Source organism: Novosphingobium sp. KCTC 2891, from assembly GCF_025938155.1.
GTDB lineage: Bacteria > Pseudomonadota > Alphaproteobacteria > Sphingomonadales > Sphingomonadaceae > Novosphingobium.
Map to the genome: position 1 here is coordinate 1 of NZ_JAPCZG010000024.1, position 18,230 is coordinate 18,230.

17 protein-coding genes and 1 pseudogene are annotated in these 18,230 nt (G+C 61.0%); 13 read left to right on the top strand and 5 right to left on the bottom strand.

The window, feature by feature from the left end:
* Window positions 1–314: 314 nt before the first annotated feature.
* Genes OLX02_RS19945 through OLX02_RS19955 form a run of 3 tightly spaced genes read right to left on the bottom strand, consistent with a single transcriptional unit; the run spans window position 315 to window position 3,014 of the window.
* Window positions 315–800 carry an aromatic-ring-hydroxylating dioxygenase subunit beta gene (locus OLX02_RS19945; protein ID WP_264425693.1) on the bottom strand — a complete coding sequence of 162 codons (486 nt, stop codon included), beginning with the start codon at window positions 798–800 and terminating at the stop codon, window positions 315–317.
* Window positions 801–808: 8 nt separating this feature from the next.
* Window positions 809–1,984 (bottom strand): aromatic ring-hydroxylating oxygenase subunit alpha, encoded by a 1,176-nt coding sequence (locus tag OLX02_RS19950; RefSeq protein ID WP_264425694.1) that lies wholly within the window; start codon window positions 1,982–1,984, stop codon window positions 809–811.
* Between the two features lie 43 nt (window positions 1,985–2,027).
* Window positions 2,028–3,014 carry a dihydrodipicolinate synthase family protein gene (locus tag OLX02_RS19955; protein ID WP_264425695.1) on the bottom strand — a complete coding sequence of 329 codons (987 nt, stop codon included), beginning with the start codon at window positions 3,012–3,014 and terminating at the stop codon, window positions 2,028–2,030.
* Between the two features lie 151 nt (window positions 3,015–3,165).
* Here OLX02_RS19955 and OLX02_RS19960 point away from each other — a divergent pair, with 151 nt between their 5' ends.
* Window positions 3,166–3,954, top strand: a complete 789-nt coding sequence (locus OLX02_RS19960; protein ID WP_264425696.1) for a 1,6-dihydroxycyclohexa-2,4-diene-1-carboxylate dehydrogenase — start codon at window positions 3,166–3,168, stop codon at window positions 3,952–3,954.
* Window positions 3,955–3,973: 19 nt separating this feature from the next.
* On the opposite strand, the gene OLX02_RS19965 is transcribed toward OLX02_RS19960, so the two are convergent.
* The gene (locus OLX02_RS19965) at window positions 3,974–5,200 is read right to left on the bottom strand and encodes an NAD(P)/FAD-dependent oxidoreductase (RefSeq protein ID WP_188823817.1); all 1,227 of its coding nucleotides are present in this window, start codon (window positions 5,198–5,200) and stop codon (window positions 3,974–3,976) included.
* A 113-nt stretch (window positions 5,201–5,313) separates the two neighbouring features.
* On the bottom strand, window positions 5,314–6,954 hold the full coding sequence (locus OLX02_RS19970) for a sigma-54-dependent Fis family transcriptional regulator (protein ID WP_264425700.1): 1,641 nt from the start codon (window positions 6,952–6,954) through the stop codon (window positions 5,314–5,316).
* A gap of 211 nt (window positions 6,955–7,165) precedes the next feature.
* Here OLX02_RS19970 and OLX02_RS19975 point away from each other — a divergent pair, with 211 nt between their 5' ends.
* From OLX02_RS19975 to OLX02_RS20030, 12 genes and pseudogenes are all read left to right on the top strand, one after another.
* Entirely contained in the window at window positions 7,166–8,518 is a 1,353-nt protein-coding gene (locus OLX02_RS19975) for an aromatic ring-hydroxylating oxygenase subunit alpha (RefSeq protein ID WP_264425702.1), read from the top strand.
* Complete coding sequence (locus OLX02_RS19980) at window positions 8,511–9,038, top strand: aromatic-ring-hydroxylating dioxygenase subunit beta (protein ID WP_264425704.1); 528 nt, start codon at window positions 8,511–8,513, stop codon at window positions 9,036–9,038. The genes OLX02_RS19975 and OLX02_RS19980 overlap by 8 nt, the downstream gene beginning before the upstream one ends.
* Before the next feature lie 38 nt (window positions 9,039–9,076).
* Entirely contained in the window at window positions 9,077–10,444 is a 1,368-nt protein-coding gene (locus OLX02_RS19985) for an aromatic ring-hydroxylating dioxygenase subunit alpha (RefSeq protein ID WP_264425706.1), read from the top strand.
* 14 nt (window positions 10,445–10,458) lie between these two features.
* Window positions 10,459–11,010 carry a 3-phenylpropionate/cinnamic acid dioxygenase subunit beta gene (locus tag OLX02_RS19990; RefSeq protein WP_264425708.1) on the top strand — a complete coding sequence of 184 codons (552 nt, stop codon included), beginning with the start codon at window positions 10,459–10,461 and terminating at the stop codon, window positions 11,008–11,010.
* Window positions 11,011–11,060: 50 nt separating this feature from the next.
* Complete coding sequence (locus OLX02_RS19995) at window positions 11,061–11,843, top strand: TonB-dependent receptor plug domain-containing protein (protein ID WP_264425709.1); 783 nt, start codon at window positions 11,061–11,063, stop codon at window positions 11,841–11,843.
* Entirely contained in the window at window positions 11,762–13,600 is a 1,839-nt protein-coding gene (locus OLX02_RS20000; RefSeq protein WP_264425710.1) for a TonB-dependent receptor, read from the top strand. Before OLX02_RS19995 ends, OLX02_RS20000 begins: the two co-directional genes overlap by 82 nt.
* Window positions 13,601–13,686: 86 nt before the next feature.
* Window positions 13,687–14,790 (top strand): alkane 1-monooxygenase, encoded by a 1,104-nt coding sequence (locus OLX02_RS20005; protein WP_264425712.1) that lies wholly within the window; start codon window positions 13,687–13,689, stop codon window positions 14,788–14,790.
* A 297-nt stretch (window positions 14,791–15,087) separates the two neighbouring features.
* Window positions 15,088–15,639 (top strand): transposase, encoded by a 552-nt coding sequence (locus OLX02_RS20010; protein WP_264425714.1) that lies wholly within the window; start codon window positions 15,088–15,090, stop codon window positions 15,637–15,639.
* A complete protein-coding gene (gene tnpA, locus OLX02_RS20015) occupies window positions 15,572–16,015 on the top strand; it encodes an IS66-like element accessory protein TnpA (RefSeq protein WP_264425716.1) in 444 nt (147 codons plus the stop codon). Before OLX02_RS20010 ends, tnpA begins: the two co-directional genes overlap by 68 nt.
* Window positions 16,012–16,362 carry an IS66 family insertion sequence element accessory protein TnpB gene (gene tnpB, locus OLX02_RS20020; protein ID WP_264425717.1) on the top strand — a complete coding sequence of 117 codons (351 nt, stop codon included), beginning with the start codon at window positions 16,012–16,014 and terminating at the stop codon, window positions 16,360–16,362. The genes tnpA and tnpB overlap by 4 nt, the downstream gene beginning before the upstream one ends.
* Window positions 16,363–16,431: 69 nt before the next feature.
* A complete protein-coding gene (gene tnpC, locus OLX02_RS20025; RefSeq protein ID WP_413630396.1) occupies window positions 16,432–18,048 on the top strand; it encodes an IS66 family transposase in 1,617 nt (538 codons plus the stop codon).
* 58 nt (window positions 18,049–18,106) lie between these two features.
* Window positions 18,107–18,230 (top strand): annotated as a pseudogene (locus tag OLX02_RS20030) (IS5/IS1182 family transposase); the annotation flags it as partial.

An 18,230-nucleotide genomic window follows, 5' to 3' on the forward strand; every position in this document is an offset into this window, starting at 1 on the left:
GATCACGCTCGCCAACCTCGCCTACAACATGCACCGCCTGATCTTCCACGAACGACGCGAAGCCATGGGATAGCTGCGCCTGAAACACAGGAAAACCGCCAGAATACGGCACAAAGCAGGCCCAAAGGGCCTCGCTTACGCCAAATCCAGTGCCAATCGCACAAACCCGCTCACTTCAGACGGGTTGATGGAGGTGCCCACCTTGTTATGCAACAAAGCCTCCGCGATATCTTTTGGCAGTTTCACCATCTTACATTGTGAACTCATATCGAAATGTTCCGAAGATTACTGCTAAAGGTATAATGCATTACTTTTCATATCGGGTAGACAAGATACCGCGGGAGTACTGACGTATCCAATTCGGCACGGCGGGACAAAAACTTGGCCCGACCATCGCCCGAAAGCCGAACCATATCGAGATAGCGACCCGCGGCAAGAATTTGAGTGACCCCGGTATCCATCGGCGTCATGAAAACCGAAAAGTTGGACATGGCCTCTGCTGTGCTGGCATCGATCTGCCGATGGCTGACGCGCTGGACGAAATGGCGGGTGCGGTAGTCCTGAAACGTCCCTGCCCAGATTTCGGTGACATATGTGACGCGATCTTCGAGTCGCGCGCGGCAATCGTCGAACATGAACCCGAGTTCAAGGTTGTGCTCGGTGTTCTCGGCTGCGCGGCAATAATAGGACGCCTCGTTTTCCTCGGCATAGTTCGCCAGCCAGCCTTTCATGTCCTTGCTGTCGAGTGCATTGGCGTCGGCCAGCAACAGCCGGTCGAGCGCCATTTCCAGCCCGTTCATGGAGTCTGTCATGCCTCAGCCCTCTCGAAACCCATGACCGAGCGGTAATATTCCCAGCGCGGAAGGTTGCCGCTTTCGTCATTCTGCGAGAATTCGGATTCCAGCTTGCCTGGATCGCGCACCCCCTTCTGGAAGATCGCGTTGCCCGGCGTGTGGCTTCCGATGTGGATCCGGTGAAAGATCGAGGCGTCCTCCATGCTGATCAGTCCGCATGGTCCGAGCAGGTTGGAACTTTGCCGCAAGCGGTGGCGAAGCATGTCCGCATCGTCGTTCTGGTGGGCGAAATAGGCGTAGTGGACCTCAGTCGTTTCGGCATCGATTGGGGTCGCGAAGCGCAGGTTTATGACGTCGAGGTGTTTGGTCGAAACGAAGGTCGGGAACAACTGGACGATGCGTGATCCGACCGATGGATCCTGCCCTTTGAAGGCAATCAGATCCTTATCTTTTAGAACGCTGGGACCGCTCGCCACGGAGAGTGCCGACTCGAAACAGACATGGCCACGTTTGGTGGCGGTATACTGCCGCCCTTTGCCGCCCTGCCAATTGAGCATCTTGAATGCCGCGTGGAGCAGCGGGGCATGGTAGCCATCGTTGTCGTTGTAACCTTTCCAGTTGCTGTCATAGCGAACCTTCTGGTAGCCCAGCAGTTTGAGGCGACCGTCGCTCGCCATCAGTTCGCGCAGGGTTTCGCCTGATTCGCCGAGAAACTGGTCAAGGGGTTCGGTCTCAGCCGAGAACGTCACGAATATCAGGCCGTAGAACAGTTCGAAGCGCGGTTGCCCCAAGGGGTAGTCGGCCTTGTCGAAACCGGGTACGAATTCGCGCGGGTTGGGACATCCAACAAGCTCGCCCTTGGCGCTGAACAGCCAACGGTGATAGGGGCATTCGAACTCGGTTTTGTTGCCCATTACCGCAGTTTCGAGCTGGTTGCTGCGATGCGAGCAGGCATTGTAGAATACGCGAACCTCGCCCCCTTCATCCCGCGAGATCAGCAGCGGGATCCCTGCGAGGCGGATCGTCCGGAAATCGCCTGGGTTGGGCAATTCGCTTTCGTGCGCAACCGGATGCCATTCCGGGCCGTGAAATATCCGCTTGATCTCTTCCGAGTAGAGATCCGATCGGGTAAATGCCGCCTTGGGAACTTCGTTATAGTTCTTCGGCCAGGTCAGGGTCACGTCAGCCATCCTCTTGCTCCCGATTTTTCTGTGGTCGCCTGCCGGCCTGCCTTTAACGCTCTGCTTCGAGCGCTTTGCCCAGTTCGGCCCACATCCGGCCCGAATTACGCGCGCCTTCGAGATAGTTTTCGGGACATAGGTGATAGGGCGGACGGCAAGGTCCGGCGTTCATCCATCCACCGGCGGTCATCCGCGCCTTTTCCAGCGGAATGTTGTAGGTGGAGAAGTCCTTGAAGCTGCCGTTGGGAAACAGCGTTGCCGCCGTGGGCGCGAGCCGCCCCATGAATGTCTTGGCCTTGCTCCAGTCGCCGGTGGCGCGGGCCTGTGTGACGAGATCGCGCAATGTCGTACTGACGAGAGGATGGCAGACCGCGCCGCTGGTCCAGAAGGCGTCGACCGAATCGTCCATCCGCGCCGCGCCATAGTAATCGAAGTCGATCGGCAGCAGCTTGATCCGCCCCTTGATTGCGGCCAGATCGGGCAGCAGGGTGCCGACACCGATATACTTGGCGGTAACAACTTGGGGAATTTCGGCGACCTGACCCCAGAAATGGCGCGGGAAATCGAACTTGAATGCTTCGGGATTGGCATAGATTGCAATATTGATATCGGGCACCGCCTCAGCGACATCCTTGTAGAACTGGACCGCGACATCGACGCTCGGCGCGCACCACATCGGTACGCCCAACATTGTCCCGGTCGCGCCGATATCGACTGCCTTGCGGGTTAGCGCGATGGTGTCGCGGGTGTTGATGCAGGTTGTGCCGACAAAAACCGGCACCCGGCCCGCGGCGGCATCGACGATAGTCTTCATAAAGACGAGCTTTTCGTCAAGTGTCATGGTCGCGGCTTCGCCCAGCGTCCCCATACTGAGAATGCCATCGACCCCGGCCTCGATCAGGCCGTCGACCATGCGGGCTGCTTCGTCGACATTAACAGTATCAGCGGCGCGCCAGTCGGAAGCACCTTCCTTGGCCGGCGTCGGCACGATCGCCCAGGCACCCTTCACATCAGCAGCAGTCAGCAGTTCACGCGCCACGAAACATCTCCCAAAGACTCTCCAATCATTAGCCAATGTGTAACGCATTTCCTATAAACTTGGCAAGGGTTGAATGCGGTTGTATGAGGCCGAATGCCACTAGGATTGCACGTGTCCAGCCGGATGCGGTGTGGGTTGGGAGAAATCAGGGATGACAGACGCAAACGGCAGATTTGCAGGCAAGATCGCAGTTGTCACAGGAGCAGCCCAGGGGATCGGCTTTGCTACCGCGCAGCGCCTAGGGCGAGAAGGGGCCACAGTCGTGGTTGCCGATCGTGCAGAACAGGCGACACTGGATGCGGTTACGCGACTTATGGCCGAATCTGTCGACGCGCACCCCGCCATCCACGACCTTGAGCAACAGGCTGGAGCAGCTGCCCTGTATAACGCTGTAAGCGATAAATTCGGGCGGATCGACGTGGCCGTCCATAATGTAGGTGGCACGATTTGGGCCAAGCCCTATTGGGAATACACCACCGAAGAAATCGTCGCCGAGATTAATCGCTCGCTGTGGCCGACGCTGTGGTGCTGCCATGCAGTGCTGCCCCACATGCGCGCGGCAGATCGCGGCGCGATTGTCAACATCGGCTCGGTGGCAACGCGCGGGGTCAATCGCGTGCCCTACGCGGCTGCGAAAGGCGGCGTGGCGGCGCTGACCGCTGCGTTGTCTCTGGAATTGGAGGATTGTGGCATCAGGGTAAATTGCGTGGCTCCCGGCGGGGTCAACGTGACCCGTGTCACCCCGCGCAACACCGCTCCGCATTCCGACGCGGACCGCAAGGGCTTTGGCGAAGTGATGGAGCAGACCTTGCGCGATACCCCGCTGGGCCGCTTCGGCGAGCCCGAGGAACTGGCCGCCGCAATCTGCTTTCTCGCCGCTGACGAGGCGTCCTACATCACCGGCCAGACGCTCTACGTCGCAGGTGGCGGGATCGGCTGATCCCGCCCGCCTTGTGAGCCTAACCAGCCTGCTTGAGGATTTCGCGGAGCGACACATCGGCATCGGCCAGCTGCGCGGCCTGGGCTCTGGTCCGGCGCTCGATCAGCCGTTTGCCGATGCCCATGTCCGGGGCGCGGTTGACAGTCAGGATGCCCTCGATCGTCTCGCCTGACTGGAAGAATGCGGTAAACTCGTTGCTTGCCATGTCTCCGCGCAGGGTTACCTCGGCTTGCACCGGGATATGGCCGCAGAACTGGATGTTGAGATCGAACTGATCGCTCCAGTACCAAACCGGCTTGCAGTAATCGACGTCCTGCCCGAGCATCGCGAGCGCTGCGGCCTGGGCCTGGTCGGCAGCGTTCTGGTAGGTTTCTTGGCGGATATGACCGCCGAAGAAGCTGTCCTGTTCGGCGACGTCGCCGGCGGCAAAGACATTCTCATTGCTGGTGCGGCACTGCCTATCGACGATTATGCCGTTATTGGTGACGATGCCTGCGTCCCGGGTAAGGCTAGTTTCCGGCACGATCCCGACCCCGACCACCACGGCATCGCAATCCACCAGTGATCCGTCATCAAGTTCGACCTGCGTCACCCGCCCGTCAAGCACCTTCATCGCGTTCACGCCTCGTCCGAAGCGGGTGTCGACGCCGCGCTGGCGATGTTCCTCGCCCAGCCATTGCCCGAACTGCGGCCCGAGCGCGCGAATCATCGGCGCGGCAAGCGGCTCGATCGCGGTCACTCGGCACCCCAGCTTGACCGCGCTGGCCGCGACTTCAGCCCCGATCACACCCATGCCGATGATGACGATCCGGGCGCCGTCCTTGAGGTCCGTCGCCATCCGGGTGGCATCGTCCCGGGTACGCAGGTAATGCACGTTAGCGGCATCGGCACCCTCTATGTTGAGCTTGCGGGCGGAACCACCGGTGGTCAGCAAGATGCGGTCGGCCTGGACCAGGTCTCCGCCCGCCAGGCGCACAGCGCTCGCCGCCAGGTCGAGCGCTTCGGCGCGCGTGCCAAGCCGCATTTCGATGCGGTTGGCGGCGTACCAGGCCTCGTCATGAAGGAAGAAATTGTCCGGTACATTGGCCGGATCCCACAGCACCTCCTTGGACAGGGGCGGGCGCTCGTAGGGCCGCCACGGTTCTTCGCCGATAAGGGTGATCCGGCCATCGAAGCCAGCCTGGCGCAAGGACTCCACCGCGCGGCCACCCGCAAGATTTGCTCCGACCACGGCTATCGATTTCATGCAATTCTCCCAACTTTGCGTGCTTTCCGGGGCTTATTGCCAGAAGGCGCCCCTTCCCATAGACTTGCTTTGCATAATATGCAATGCGTTGCGAGAGCTTGCCCGCGCTAGGTTTATTCCTGGATTTCCAACTTTTCAAGACGCAAGGCGAGCTGCCGACGGGTAAAGCCTAAGGTGCGCGCCGCGCGCGCAACGTTGCCCCCACTCGCATCAAGGGCCTCGCGGATCACCAGCCCTTCCATCTCCAGCAGGCTTCCGCCCCCATCGACGATCAGATCCAGCATCTGGCGCACCAAGCCGGCGCGATCGCCGACATTGTCAACGGCGCTGATCCTGCCATCGTTGGTCATGCCCATCGTCGGCTTCAATTCGAGACCGTCGGTTTCGAGGAACAGGTGCCTGACGTCGATCGCTCGCCCGTCGTCCGCCAGCAGCACGGCACGTTCCACCATTCGCTCAAGTTCGCGCACATTGCCGGGGAAATCGTACACCAGCAGCGCGTTGATCGCCTGCGGGGTGAAGCCCGATACCGTTCGGCCATGGCGCATGGCATAACGCAGACGGAAGTGTTCCAGCAGCACCGGAATGTCCTCGCGGCGCTGGCGCAGCGGCGGCACCCGGACCGGCAAAGTCGATATCCGGTAGAACAAGTCGGCACGAAACGTGCCTTCCCGCACCGCCTCGTTAAGTTCCACATTGGATGCTGCGATCAATCGGACATCCACCTTGATCGTCCGCGTATCGCCGACCCGCTCGAACTCACCTTCCTGGACAGCGCGCAGAATCTTCGATTGTGCAAGTGGCGACAGTGTCGAAATCTCGTCCAGGAACAGCGTGCCGCCATTGGCCAGCTCGAACCGACCGGGCCGGGCGGCAACCGCGCCAGTATAGGCCCCCTTGGCCACGCCGAACAGCTCCGATTCGATCAACCCCTCGGGGATCGCCGCGCAGTTGAGCGCGATGAACGGCTCCGCCTCGCGCGTGCTCAGCCGATGAGCGAGCTTGGCCAGCACTTCCTTGCCGACCCCGGTCTCGCCCATTAACAGCAGCGTCGCATTGCTCGACGCGGTGCGTTCGATCATGGTCTTGGCTGAGAGGAACCCTGCCGAGATCCCAATCACCGTTTGGCCCCCATCATGCCACGTTTCGGACAGGACCAGCGGCGTCGCGGCCAATTCGAGGTTGTCCAACTGATCCCATTCGGGTTTTGGTTTGGCGTGAAGTACGCAGGCGACATCGCCTCGCCCCGTACATTCCACTTCGCGCATGACGATCGGTTGTCCCGCGAAGGTTGTGGCAAAGCCGCTGGCAAAGCCGGTCTGCATCCAGCACACCGGATCGGTGCTGCGCCCGATCGCGCTTAGATGGATCGCCGCCTCGATCGAATCGTGGACCCTGAACCGGCCTTCGAAATGCCCCCGCGAGGGATCATTTTCCAGGGTTTCGATCTGGGTCCAGCCGAACCCGGTCAAGGCGTGCGCCTGCGGTCCGACCGCGAATGCTTCGAGATAATCACCATCCGGGCGCAATTTCTTCGCGCCGATCGCGCACCTTGCGCCTTCGGCAAAACCGACACCCCAGAAGAACTGGCTGGCCGCTTCGTGCCCCAATTCGGCAACCAGGCGGTTGCGCCAGCTGGCCAGAGCCGCTTGGCTGAGCAGTACGCAGCGGTCACCATCGTGCCAGATCCGGCCCATTTCCGGTGAGAACTGCAGCTTGCTGGCAATGTCGGCGTAGCCTGGAAGTGCCTTCATCCAGTCAGACTATCAGATTCGTAACTTTCGGGCAAGACTCAAGCCTCGACATTTACATTTACGTCGATCTGCAAGGTGCCTCGCAGTGGGATTGACCAACCCGGACTGCTGCAAACCAGTCAGAAACCGATATTGGCACGATTAGTGCTTAGAAATTTCCCGACACGAAAAATCGATGGCAGCTTTAGCCACGCTCTCGGGATAGGATCAAATGAACGATAACATTGCCGATCTGGTTGATTCACGCACCGGGCGCCAATCGCGCTCGATCTACGCGAGCGAAGACATCTATCGGCAGGAACTTGAGCGGATCTTCGGGCGCTGCTGGCTGTTCCTGGTCCACACCAGCCAGATTCCGAAGCCGGGCGACTATTTCCGCACCTTCATGGGCGAAGACGATGTGATCGTGATCCGCCAGAAGGACGGGTCGATCAAGGCGTTCCTCAACAGCTGTACCCATCGCGGCAACCGGGTCTGCCGCGCCGATCGCGGCAATGCGCGCGCTTTCACCTGCAACTATCACGGCTGGTCTTTTTCCCCGGACGGCGCGCTCTCCGGGGTGCCGCTGGAAAACGAGGCCTATTTCGGCGAACTCGACCGCGCCAAGTTCGGCCTGATCCCGGTGCCGAAAGTGGCCGAGTATAAGGGCCTGGTGTTCGGCTGCTGGGATGCCAATTCGCCCAGCCTCGATGACTATCTGGGCGATGTCAAGTTTTTCCTCGATGTCTGGCTGGATGCCATGCCAGGCGGATCGGCACTGCTCGGCGAGACGCAGAAGATGGTGCTGGGCACCAACTGGAAGCTGCCAGTCGAGAACGTCTGCGGCGATGGCTATCACCTGGGCTGGGCCCATGCCGGCGCGATGGCGGCGGTCCAGTCGATGGACCTCACCGGGCTCAGCGTCGGCAATTCCGGGGTCGATCTCGATGGCGGGCTGTCGGTCGCCGGCATGAACGGGCACATGGTCCTGAGCGCGCTCGACGGCGTTTCCGGCTATGCCTTCTATCCCGATCCCAAGCCGATCCTCGAATACCTGGAGGCCAACCGCCAGACGGTGATCGACCGTCTGGGCGAAGTGCGCGGCAGGCAGGTGTGGGGTGCGCAGGTCAACATCACCATTTTCCCCAACCTGCAACTGCTGCCCGGGCTCAACTGGTTCCGGGTCTATCATCCCAAGGGTCCCGGCCAGATCGAGCAGTGGACTTGGGCCATGGCCGAAAACGACATGCCCGAGGCGGTGAAAGCGCAGATCCTGGAAAACCAGTGCCTGACATTCGGCCTGGCGGGCCTGTTCGACAACGACGATGGCGACAATCTGACCGCCTGCACCGAACAGTCGCGCGGCTGGCGCACGGCGCAGATGGATGTCTATACCAATATGGCCCTGGGGCGTTCCGGGAAACGCGAAGGCTTTCCGGGCGACATCGCCGCCGGCCTGGTGAGCGAACACAACCAGCGTTATTTCTACCGCCGCTGGCAAGAGCACATGATGGCGGAAACCTGGGCCGAAGTGCCCACGTACAACATCAACTCGTTGACCGAACAGGAAGCCGAGCATGCTTGACCGGCCGCTTGCCCCTCCCCCGGTGGAGGTGATCGTTGCTGTTACCCAGGCACTCCACCGCGAAGCCCGGCTGCTCGACAACGAAGATTTCGAAGGCTGGCTGGCCATGCTCGGCAAAGACGTCAGCTATCGCCTGGAACTGAAGAGCCGAAGGTTCCGCGCTGACCGTTCGCCGCCTTTGCCATTTGGCCCAGGGGTAATCTTCAACGAGGATCTGGGTCGGTTGAAAATGCGGGTGGATCGCCTGAAATCCGGCTTCGTCTGGGCCGAAGATCCGCCCAACTACATCCGCCGCGCTGTCTCCAACGTCGAGGTGCTGGCCACCCAGCCCGATAACGAGGTGCGGGTCCATTCGGTGCTGGTGATGCACCGGAACCGGATCGACGGCACTACCCGCCTGCTCACCGCCGCGCGCACCGACCTGTGGCGCGGCGAAGGCCAGGCCTGGCTGCTCGCGGCGCGCGACATCGTGCTCGACCATTCCGTGCTGCCCGACAGCAATCTCAACGCCTTCTTCTGAACTGCAATTTCAAACATCACAATTGGGAGAGTTAAATCATGCGCTTCGAACGGATCGGCCGCGAGCCGGATTATTCACGCTACATGGACCTCAAGGAAGGCTGGCTCGACCGGCGGATCTTTTCCGACGCCGATATTTATGAGGAAGAGCTTTACCGGATCTTCGCGCGGTCGTGGCTGTTCGTTGCCCACGAAAGCCAGATCCCCAGTTCCGGAGACTTCCTGACCACCCACATGGGCGAAGATGCGGTGATCGTCGCCCGCCAGCCCGACGGATCGATCCGGGTCATGCTCAATTCCTGCCCGCACCGCGGCAATAAGGTGTGCTTCGCCGATGCCGGGAACACCCGTCGGTTCGTCTGCAATTACCACGGCTGGGCGTTTGACACCGCCGGCGACCTCAAGGGCATGCACGAGGAATATTGCTACGACAATGGCGATATCGACTTCAAGAACCATGGCCTCAAGAACGTCGCCAAGGTCAGCAGCTACAAGGGCCTGGTGTTCGCCACCTTCAACGGCGATGCGCCGAGCCTGGAGGCATGGTTGGGCGATTTCCGCTGGTATCTCGACATGATCCTCGACAACGAGGAAGGCGGCACCGAATTCATTGGCGGCTGCATCAAATCGGTGATGAGCGCGAACTGGAAGTTCGGGGTCGAGAACTTCATCGGCGATGCTTACCACGCCGGCTGGACGCACGATTCCGGCTGCCGTTCGATGAACGATGGCATGCCCTTCCCGCCGATCGACATGGAAAACTCCTATCATGCCAGCGTGAACGGTCACGGCTGGGAATTCGGCACCGAGGGCGTTGGCGATCTCGTCCTGCTCGGCCGTCCAAAGGTCATGGACTATTACAACAAGATCCGCCCCAAGATGGCTGAACGCCTGGGCGAGATGCGCTCCAAGATCTTCGGCTCGGTCGCCTCGGCATCGATCTTCCCCAATGTCTCGTTCCTGCCCGGCATCTCCACCTTCCGCCAATGGCAGCCCAAGGGACCGATGCAGTTCGAATTGAAGACCTGGGTGATCGTCAACAAGAACATGCCCGACGACATCAAGGAGGAAGTGACCAAGGGCGTGATGCAGACCTTCGGCCCCGGTGGCACCTTCGAGATGGATGACGGGGAAAACTGGGAGAACTGCACCACCGTCAACCGCGGCGTCGTCACCCGGCACGAGCGCCTGCATTATCGCTGCGGGATCGGCCGTCAGATCGAACATGATACCCTGCCGGGCATCGTCTATCGCGGCCAGTACAACGACGCCAACCAGCGCGGCTTCTACCAGCGCTGGCTCGACATGATGACCCATGACGAACTCGGCAAGATGCCGGCACGGCCCGAACCGCAGTTGGGCAATGTGGCCGAAACCCGCGACCTTCCCGGCCTATTCGCGCTCTGAGAGGAACTACAGCTATGACCGACACCGCAACCCTCGAGCGCACGCGCGAAGGGACTACCGCATCGCTCGAACTGACCCACGCGCTGACCCAGACGCTGTATCGCGAAGCACGGCTGCTCGACGATGAACACTACAAGGCCTGGACCAGCATGCTGGCGGAAGACCTGCATTACCACATGCCGGGGATCGAAACCCGCTATCGCCGCGACAAGACCGAGCAGGTGACCGACCTGACCCGGATGGCCTATTACAACGACAGCAAGCCCGAAATCCTCAAGCGGCTTTCGCGGCTCGAGACTGGCACGGCCTGGTCGGAGGATCCGGCGACGCGCTACACCCACATCATCACCAACGTCGAGGTGGAGCTTACCGAAAAGGCCGACGAGTTCCGGGTCTATTCGAACTTCTATGCTTATCGCAATCGCAACGAACGCGACGAGGATTCGCTGATCGGCAACCGTATCGATATCTGGCGTCAGGTGGGCAACGACTTTCAACTGGTCAAACGCCGGGCGATCCTCAAGCACAATGTAATGTTGAGCAAGAACCTCAACATCTACGTTTAGTCTATCCACCTTTATAAATAGTAATGACATAACACGAGGGAGAATGCCAAATGACAAACCGATTGATGTATTTCAGGAAAGCCGTCCTGCGCGCCAGCGCCTCGGCGATCGTAGTATCTACCGGGCTTGTGCCGATGACGGCGCATGCCCAAGATGCAGCAGCAAGCGAGCCTCAGGCTGAGGAGCAACATACCGGCGGTCTAGGTGAAATCATCGTGACTGCGCGCAAGCGGTCTGAGAACCTGCAGGAAACGCCGGTCGCGATCACCGCTATGAATGCCGAGATGCTCGAAGCGCGCGAAGTCAACAACGTCGCCCAGGTGGCCAAGTTCGCGCCCAACGTGAACATGTCGCCGGTTGCCAACATCTCCGGTTCCAGCGCCACGATCACCGCGTTCATCCGCGGCGTCGGTCAGACCGACTTCAACATTACCGTGGATACCGGCGTGGGCATCTATGTCGATGGCGTCTATGTCGCCCGCTCGGTCGGTGCGCTGCTCGACATGACCGACATCGCGGATGTGCAGATCCTGCGCGGGCCGCAGGGCACGTTGTTCGGCAAGAACACCATCGGCGGCGCGATCGTCGTCAATTCCGTCCAGCCGCAACACGAATTTGACCTGAAGCTCGAAGCGGCGACCGGCCGGTTCAACCGCGCCGATTTCAAGGGCATGATCAACGTGCCGCTGAGCGACAATCTCGCAATGCGCGCGGTTGCTTCCTATGAAACCCGCGACGGCTACCAGAAGCGTTGTTCGACGGCGGCCGCCAAGGCAACAAGGACAGCTTCGGCGGACGCATTGCGTTCAAGTGGGAGCCGACCGATAAGCTGACCGTCAGCCTCAGCGGGGATATCAACATCCGCCGCGAAGAGCAGACGGCCATTTCGCTGCTCGAACTGCAGGACCAGAACGTGCCGCTGCGCTTCGTCGATATCCCGAACAGCGCGACGACACCCGGCGGCCCCAACCGCCAGATCGCTGCGCCCAGCTCGATGTATTTCTGGAACAAGATCCGCGTCACCGATGGCAGCTGTGGAGCACCTTGGGGCGGGTTTGGCGTTCCGGGTACCCTTGCGCCGACCGGCAACCCGGCCTGCGCCAGCACCCGCTGGATCACTGGCGACATCGACACCACCTGGGCTGGCGGCGTCAACCGGTCGGACTTCGATCTATGGGGCACGAACCTCACGCTCGATTACGATTTCGGCGATTTCAGCCTGAAGTCGATTTCGGCCTACCGCGACCAGAGTTCGCACATGGAATACGATTTCGACGGCACTCCGCATACGATCCTGCGGATCGCGAGCGATATCGATGTGTGGCAGGCCTCGCAGGAACTGCAGTTTACCGGAAGCCTGATGGATGGCCGGGTGAAGTTCGTTCTGGGCGGCTATTATCTCAAGGAAAAGGGCACTGACTACACCCCGATGGAATTCGGGTTTGCCCAGTTCTTTACTGGCGGCGACATCGACAACGACAGCTATGCCTCATACCTGCAGGCCACCTTCAACGTGACCGACCGGTTCTCGATCACGCCGGGCATCCGCTACACTAACGAGACCAAGCGGTTCGACCCGTCTGTGCAGACGATCTTCAACGACCGCTCGCAGCTCGATCCGGTGCTGGCATCGGTCTATCCGCAGGGCGCGTTCGTCGCGTTCAGCCAGTGCCTCGTCGGACAGGCAAACCCGACGGCCAACCTGTTCCCGTCAGGCCCGCTGGCCGGTTTCCCGCTACCGAACTGCACGCCTTCGGCGACCAACCCGGGCGGCAACCACACGATGCCGGCCGTCGAGGTTTCGGCCAAGGCCAAGGAGTGGACCCCGGCGATCTCGGCAGACTACAAGATCACCGACAATTCGCTGATCTATGCGTCCTATTCGAAAGGCTTCAAGAACGGCGGGTTCAGCCAGCGCATCTTCCCGGCTGAAATCGCAACCCCCTCGTTCACGCCGGAATTCGTCGAATCCTACGAAATCGGCCTGAAGAACGAACTGTTCAACCGGCGCCTGCGCCTGAACATCGCGGCGTTCCTTTCCGATTACAGCGACATGCAGATCACTGTGAACGAAGGGATCGCTCCGAAGGTTCGCAACGCCGGTGCCGGCCGGATCAAGGGCTTCGAGATCGAAGGCGAAGCTGCCCCGATCGAACAGGTTCGCGTGAACTTCGGCGTGGGTTATCTCGATGCCTACTACACCAAGATCGATCCGAGCGCGGCGCCAGTCACGCTGGATTCGAAGTTCGCCTTCGTTCCCAAGTGGACAGCTTCGGCCGCGATCAACGCCGACGTCTATGAAGGCAGCATGGGCAAGCTGACCCTGCGCGGCGATTGGTCCTACCAGAGCGGCACCTTCAAGGATGCAGTCAACAGCCCGCAACTGTTCCAGCCCGCGTACAGCGTGTTCGGCACCAGTGCCTCGTTCACCGACAGGAGTGAGCACTTCACCCTGACTGCGGGCGTCACGAACCTGACCGACAAGCGCTATCTGCAGGGCGGCTATGTCGATCTCAACGTCGGCGGCGCCGCAACGGCCAGCTTCTCGCGTCCGCGCGAATGGTTCCTCAAGCTCGCCTACAAGTACTGATGAACGCCCGAGGGCGGCGGCCCGCCGCCGCCCTCACCCTTGCCTCGACGGGCAAGGCCAGAACAGAATAACTCGGGAGAAATCCGATGGACGGCCTGCGCTATTTTCTCATCCTGGTCATGACCTTGGCGGGCGTTATCGGATTCATGCTGGGCGACAGCTACGTCTGGCTGGGCGCGGCGACCTTTCCGGTGTTGATGACGCTGGATATCCTGCTGCCGGCGGACCACAAGATGCGCGCGCAGGGCACGGCACTGCTTGGCGATTTCGCCATGTACCTCCAGCTCCCGTGCATGATCCTGCTGGTCTGGGCCTTTGCCCGATCGGTTGCGACCGCGATCAACCCGTTCACCGGCGCCGACAATTCAAGCTGGCAACTGGCCGGATCGCTGCTCAGCCTGGGCTGGCTCTCGGCGGTGCCGACCCTGCCGGTAGCGCACGAGCTGATGCACCGCCGCCACTGGTTTCCACGCTATGTCGCCAAGTGTCTGAGCGCGTTCTACGGCGACCCCAATCGCGATATCGCCCATATCGTCACCCACCACGTCCATCTCGATACGGCCAAGGATAGCGATACCCGTCGGCGCGGGCAGACCATCTACAGCTTCGTGTTCCAGGCGACTTGGGGTTCCTACAAGGATACTTGGGAAAAGTCGGCCGAAATCCTACGCAAGCTGGGCCATGCTTCGCTGGGATGGCGCAATCCGGTGTGGCTACTGCCGCTCTTATCGGGCAGTATCATCGTCTTTGTGGGCTTGACGGCAGGCCTTGGCGCGGCGCTGACCGCTGTCGGCGCGATGGTAATGGCCAAGATGTTCGTGGAGGGGTTCAACTACTTCCAGCACTATGGCCTGATCTGGGTCGAAGGGGCGCCGATCGAGCTCCATCACGCCTGGAACCACCTTGGCGCGATCGTCCGGCCGATCGGTGCGGAAATCACCAACCACATCAACCATCACCTTGACGGGCATATTCCCTTCTATGCGCTGAAGCCCGAACCGCAAGCGCCGCAGATGCCCTCACTGTTCCTGTGCTTCGCCGCCGGACTGATCCCGCCGGTCTGGTTCCGCTTCATCACGCAACCGCGCCTCAAGGACTGGGACGAACGTTTCGCCACCCCCAGCGAACGCAAGCTGGCGGATCAGGCCAACGCACAGGCTGGTTGGCCGCGCTGGCTGGCCAGCACTTGAACGCCAGGCCAATCGTCAACCCTCGTTCGGGCGACAATCCGCAACTGCGGATTCCGCCCGCCCATTTCCGGACCAACCCGGCAATGTTTTCTTTCCTGCGCAAATCCAAGATGAACACCGTAACCGTGGAAGGATTGAAGCGCCGACCACGCTTGATATACCTGCGGGCAAGACGCTTCTTGAAGCGATGCTGGACGCGGGTCTGGCCATGCCGCACGATTGCAAGGTGGGCACCTCCAAAAACCCCTCGCAAATCCGGCTCTGATCTGATTCACTCGGCCTTGGAAGGACGGGTGGATGAGGCAGGCGGGATTGTTCGGGTTATCGGATCATCTGAAGCGGCTATCGGCGCATGCCGATCCGCTGGAAGTACTTGGGCGGGTGGTCGATTTCGAGGTGTTCCGGCCCACGCTCGATGCGGCGCTGTGCTACTCGGACGGAGCGAAGGGCGGTCGTCCGCCGTATGACCCGGTGACGATGCTCAAGGTGCTGGTGCTGGCTGCGCAGAACAATGTGGCCGACGCGCGCATGGAGTATCTGATCCGCGACCGGCTGAGCTGGCTGCGCTTCCTGGGCTTCGACCTCGGCGCTGCGACGCCCGATGCGAATACGATCCGGCTGTTCCGCGAGAGGCTGACCCAGGCCGGTGCGCTCGATGTGCTGTTCGCCGACTTCGACCGGCAGCTCAAGGACCGGGGCTATTTGCCGATGGTAAGCGTTGCGAGTACCCCGCCTTGTGAAGACGGGCTGATGGTGCACTTTGCACGTCATGACGACAGATATGACGGCCGGCGACTTGGAAGCCGAGGAGATTGTTCGAGCGCCAACGGGAGGACCGTCGGCGGGTAAAGGCCGCGGGCGACGGCGACGCTGGAGCGATGCAGAGGTTCGAGCGCTGATTGACCTGGCGAACCAGCCCGGCTCTTCGGTTCCGGAAGTCGCCAAGGCCTTCGGCGTGTCAGCATCCAGACTTTATGGCTGGCGCCGTCAGTTGGCGGCAGAAGGGCTTGGTGATGATGAGCAGGCCCTGCCTGTATTTGCGCAGGTGGAGGTGAGCGAACCCATTGCCCAACGGGAGCTCACTGCCGGTTTCCTCGACGATTGTGCGCCGGCGCCGGCAATCGGCAGCGTTGTCGTGGACTTGCCCAGCGGGGCGCGGGTGCGGATCGAAGGTATCGCTGATCCGGGGGTAATCGCTGCGGTGCTGGGGGAGCTGGATCGATGATCACCGTGGTCCCCACCGACCGGATTTACCTGTGTTGCGGTTACACGGACATGAGGAACGGCATCGACGGCTTGGCCCGGCTCGTCCAGCAGGCCTTTTCCCTTGATCCGCACACCGGGGCGGTATTCTGCTTCAGGGGTCGCAAGGGCCACATCATAAAAGTCCTGGCTCATGACGAGCAGGGTTTTGCCCTGTTCACCAAGCGGCTGACCGATGGCCGTTTCGTCTGGCCCACGGCCCGCGACCAGGTCACGGTTTCGCTGTCGAAGGCGGACCTTGCGCTGTTGCTTGAAGGGATCGATTGGCGCGCGCCGACACGGCGCTCGCGCCCGACGCTGGCAGGCTGATTATCTCGCTGTTTCTGCGGTTTTCCGCGCTTTTTGGTTGGGACAAAAAGGCGATTCTGCTATGGATTCATGGTGTCGGACACCACGCCTTCTCCCATCGATCAAAGCGCCCGGATTACCGCTCTCGAAGCGGCTCTCGCCGAGCGCGACGCAACCATCTTGCGTCAGGTCGAGATCATCGCCGATGCCAATGAGAAGCTGCGCCGCGCCGAGGCGGAGAAGAAGGTCATCGCGCTGCACATCGAGAAGCTCGAGGCGCGCATCCAGAAGCTTTTGCGCCAGCGTTTCGGCACCTCCTCGGAGAAGCTCGAACAGCTGCAACTGAGCCTCGAAGATCTCGAGACCGATCAGTCCGAACAAGCCGGGGGTGACCCCGAGGAGAAGGTCGAGGCCTGCGGTCAGGCAAAGCCGCCCCGCGACCGCAAGCTTTCCGACAAGCTCAAGCGCCGGACCGTCGTGCGCGAACCCAAGTGCGGGACATGTTGCCCGGATTGCGGCGGCAAGCTGCGCCAGATGGGCGAGGACAGCGACGAGATGCTCGATATCGTTGCCCAGGCCTGGGAAGTGCTGCGTACCATTCGTCCCAAGTACAGCTGCCGTCAGTGCGAGCGCATTGTCCAGGCTCCTCCTCCGCCCAAGCCGATCGCCAAGGGTCGGCTCAGCTTTGCCTCGCTCGCCCACATCGTCGTCGCCAAGTGGGGCTATCATCTGCCCTTCTATCGGCAAGCAATCATGATGAAGGCGCAGGGCGTCGACATGGAGCGCTCGACGCTCACCCGCAGTGCCGGTTATGCCGCCACGTTGCTGGACCCGATCTACAACCGCTTGCGCGAACTGGGTCGCCTGCGCCGCAAGCTCCATACCGACGACACGCGCGTGCCGCTGCTCGACCCGGGATCAGGCAAGACGCACAAGGCGTTCTTGTGGACCTATGTCGCAGACAGCCGACTGTCGGGATCGACCGAGCCGCCGATTGTCTGGTTCCGCTTCACCACCGGCCGTCATGGCGACAACGTCGCCGAGGAACTCGGGAACTTCAAAGGCTATCTGCAGGCTGACGGGTTCTCCGGCTACAATCAGCTTTACGGCCACGATATCCACGAGGTCGGATGTTACGCCCATTGGCGACGCAAACTCTTCGACCTCCATGCCTCCAGGCCCACCGAGACAACCGAGGGATTCCTCTCGCTGATCCAGCAGATCTACAAGATCGAGGAAGAAATACGCGGTTGCCCTGCGGCTGAACGGCTGGCCATCCGACGAAGTCGATCCCGTCCGCTGGTCAGGAAGCTGGGGCGGTTCGCAAAGGAGCGTGCAGCCAGGATGTCCGCGCAAAGCGAGACCGCCAAGGCGCTCCATTACGGCCTCAAGCGATGGCGCGCGATGGGCCGCTTCCTGTTCGATGGCGAACTCGAGATCGACAACCTGATCGCCGAGCGATCCATTCGCGGGGTGACCATAGGAAGACGAAACTGGCTATTCGCCGGTTCCGAAGAAGGTGGACACCGGGCTGCCCGGATCTTGAGCATCATCGAAACCTGCAAATTGTCCGGTATCGAGCCCGAGGCCTATATCGCCGACGTCATGGAAAAGATTGCCGACGATTGGCCCGCCTCGCGCTGGGACGAATTGATGCCATGGAACTGGACGCCGAAATCCGGCCCCGCGCTCGAGCAGGCCGCCTGATCAAACAAGCTCGAAGCTCATACCATCACCCGGTCAAGGCCGGTACTCGCAACGCTTACTGCCGATGGGCGGGCGGATTGTTGATGCGACGCTGGTTGCCGCGCCCAAGCAGCGCAATACCCAGGCGGAGAAGGATGCGATCAAAGCGGGCGCGAGGGCAGCAGAAGTCTGGCCGGAAGCTC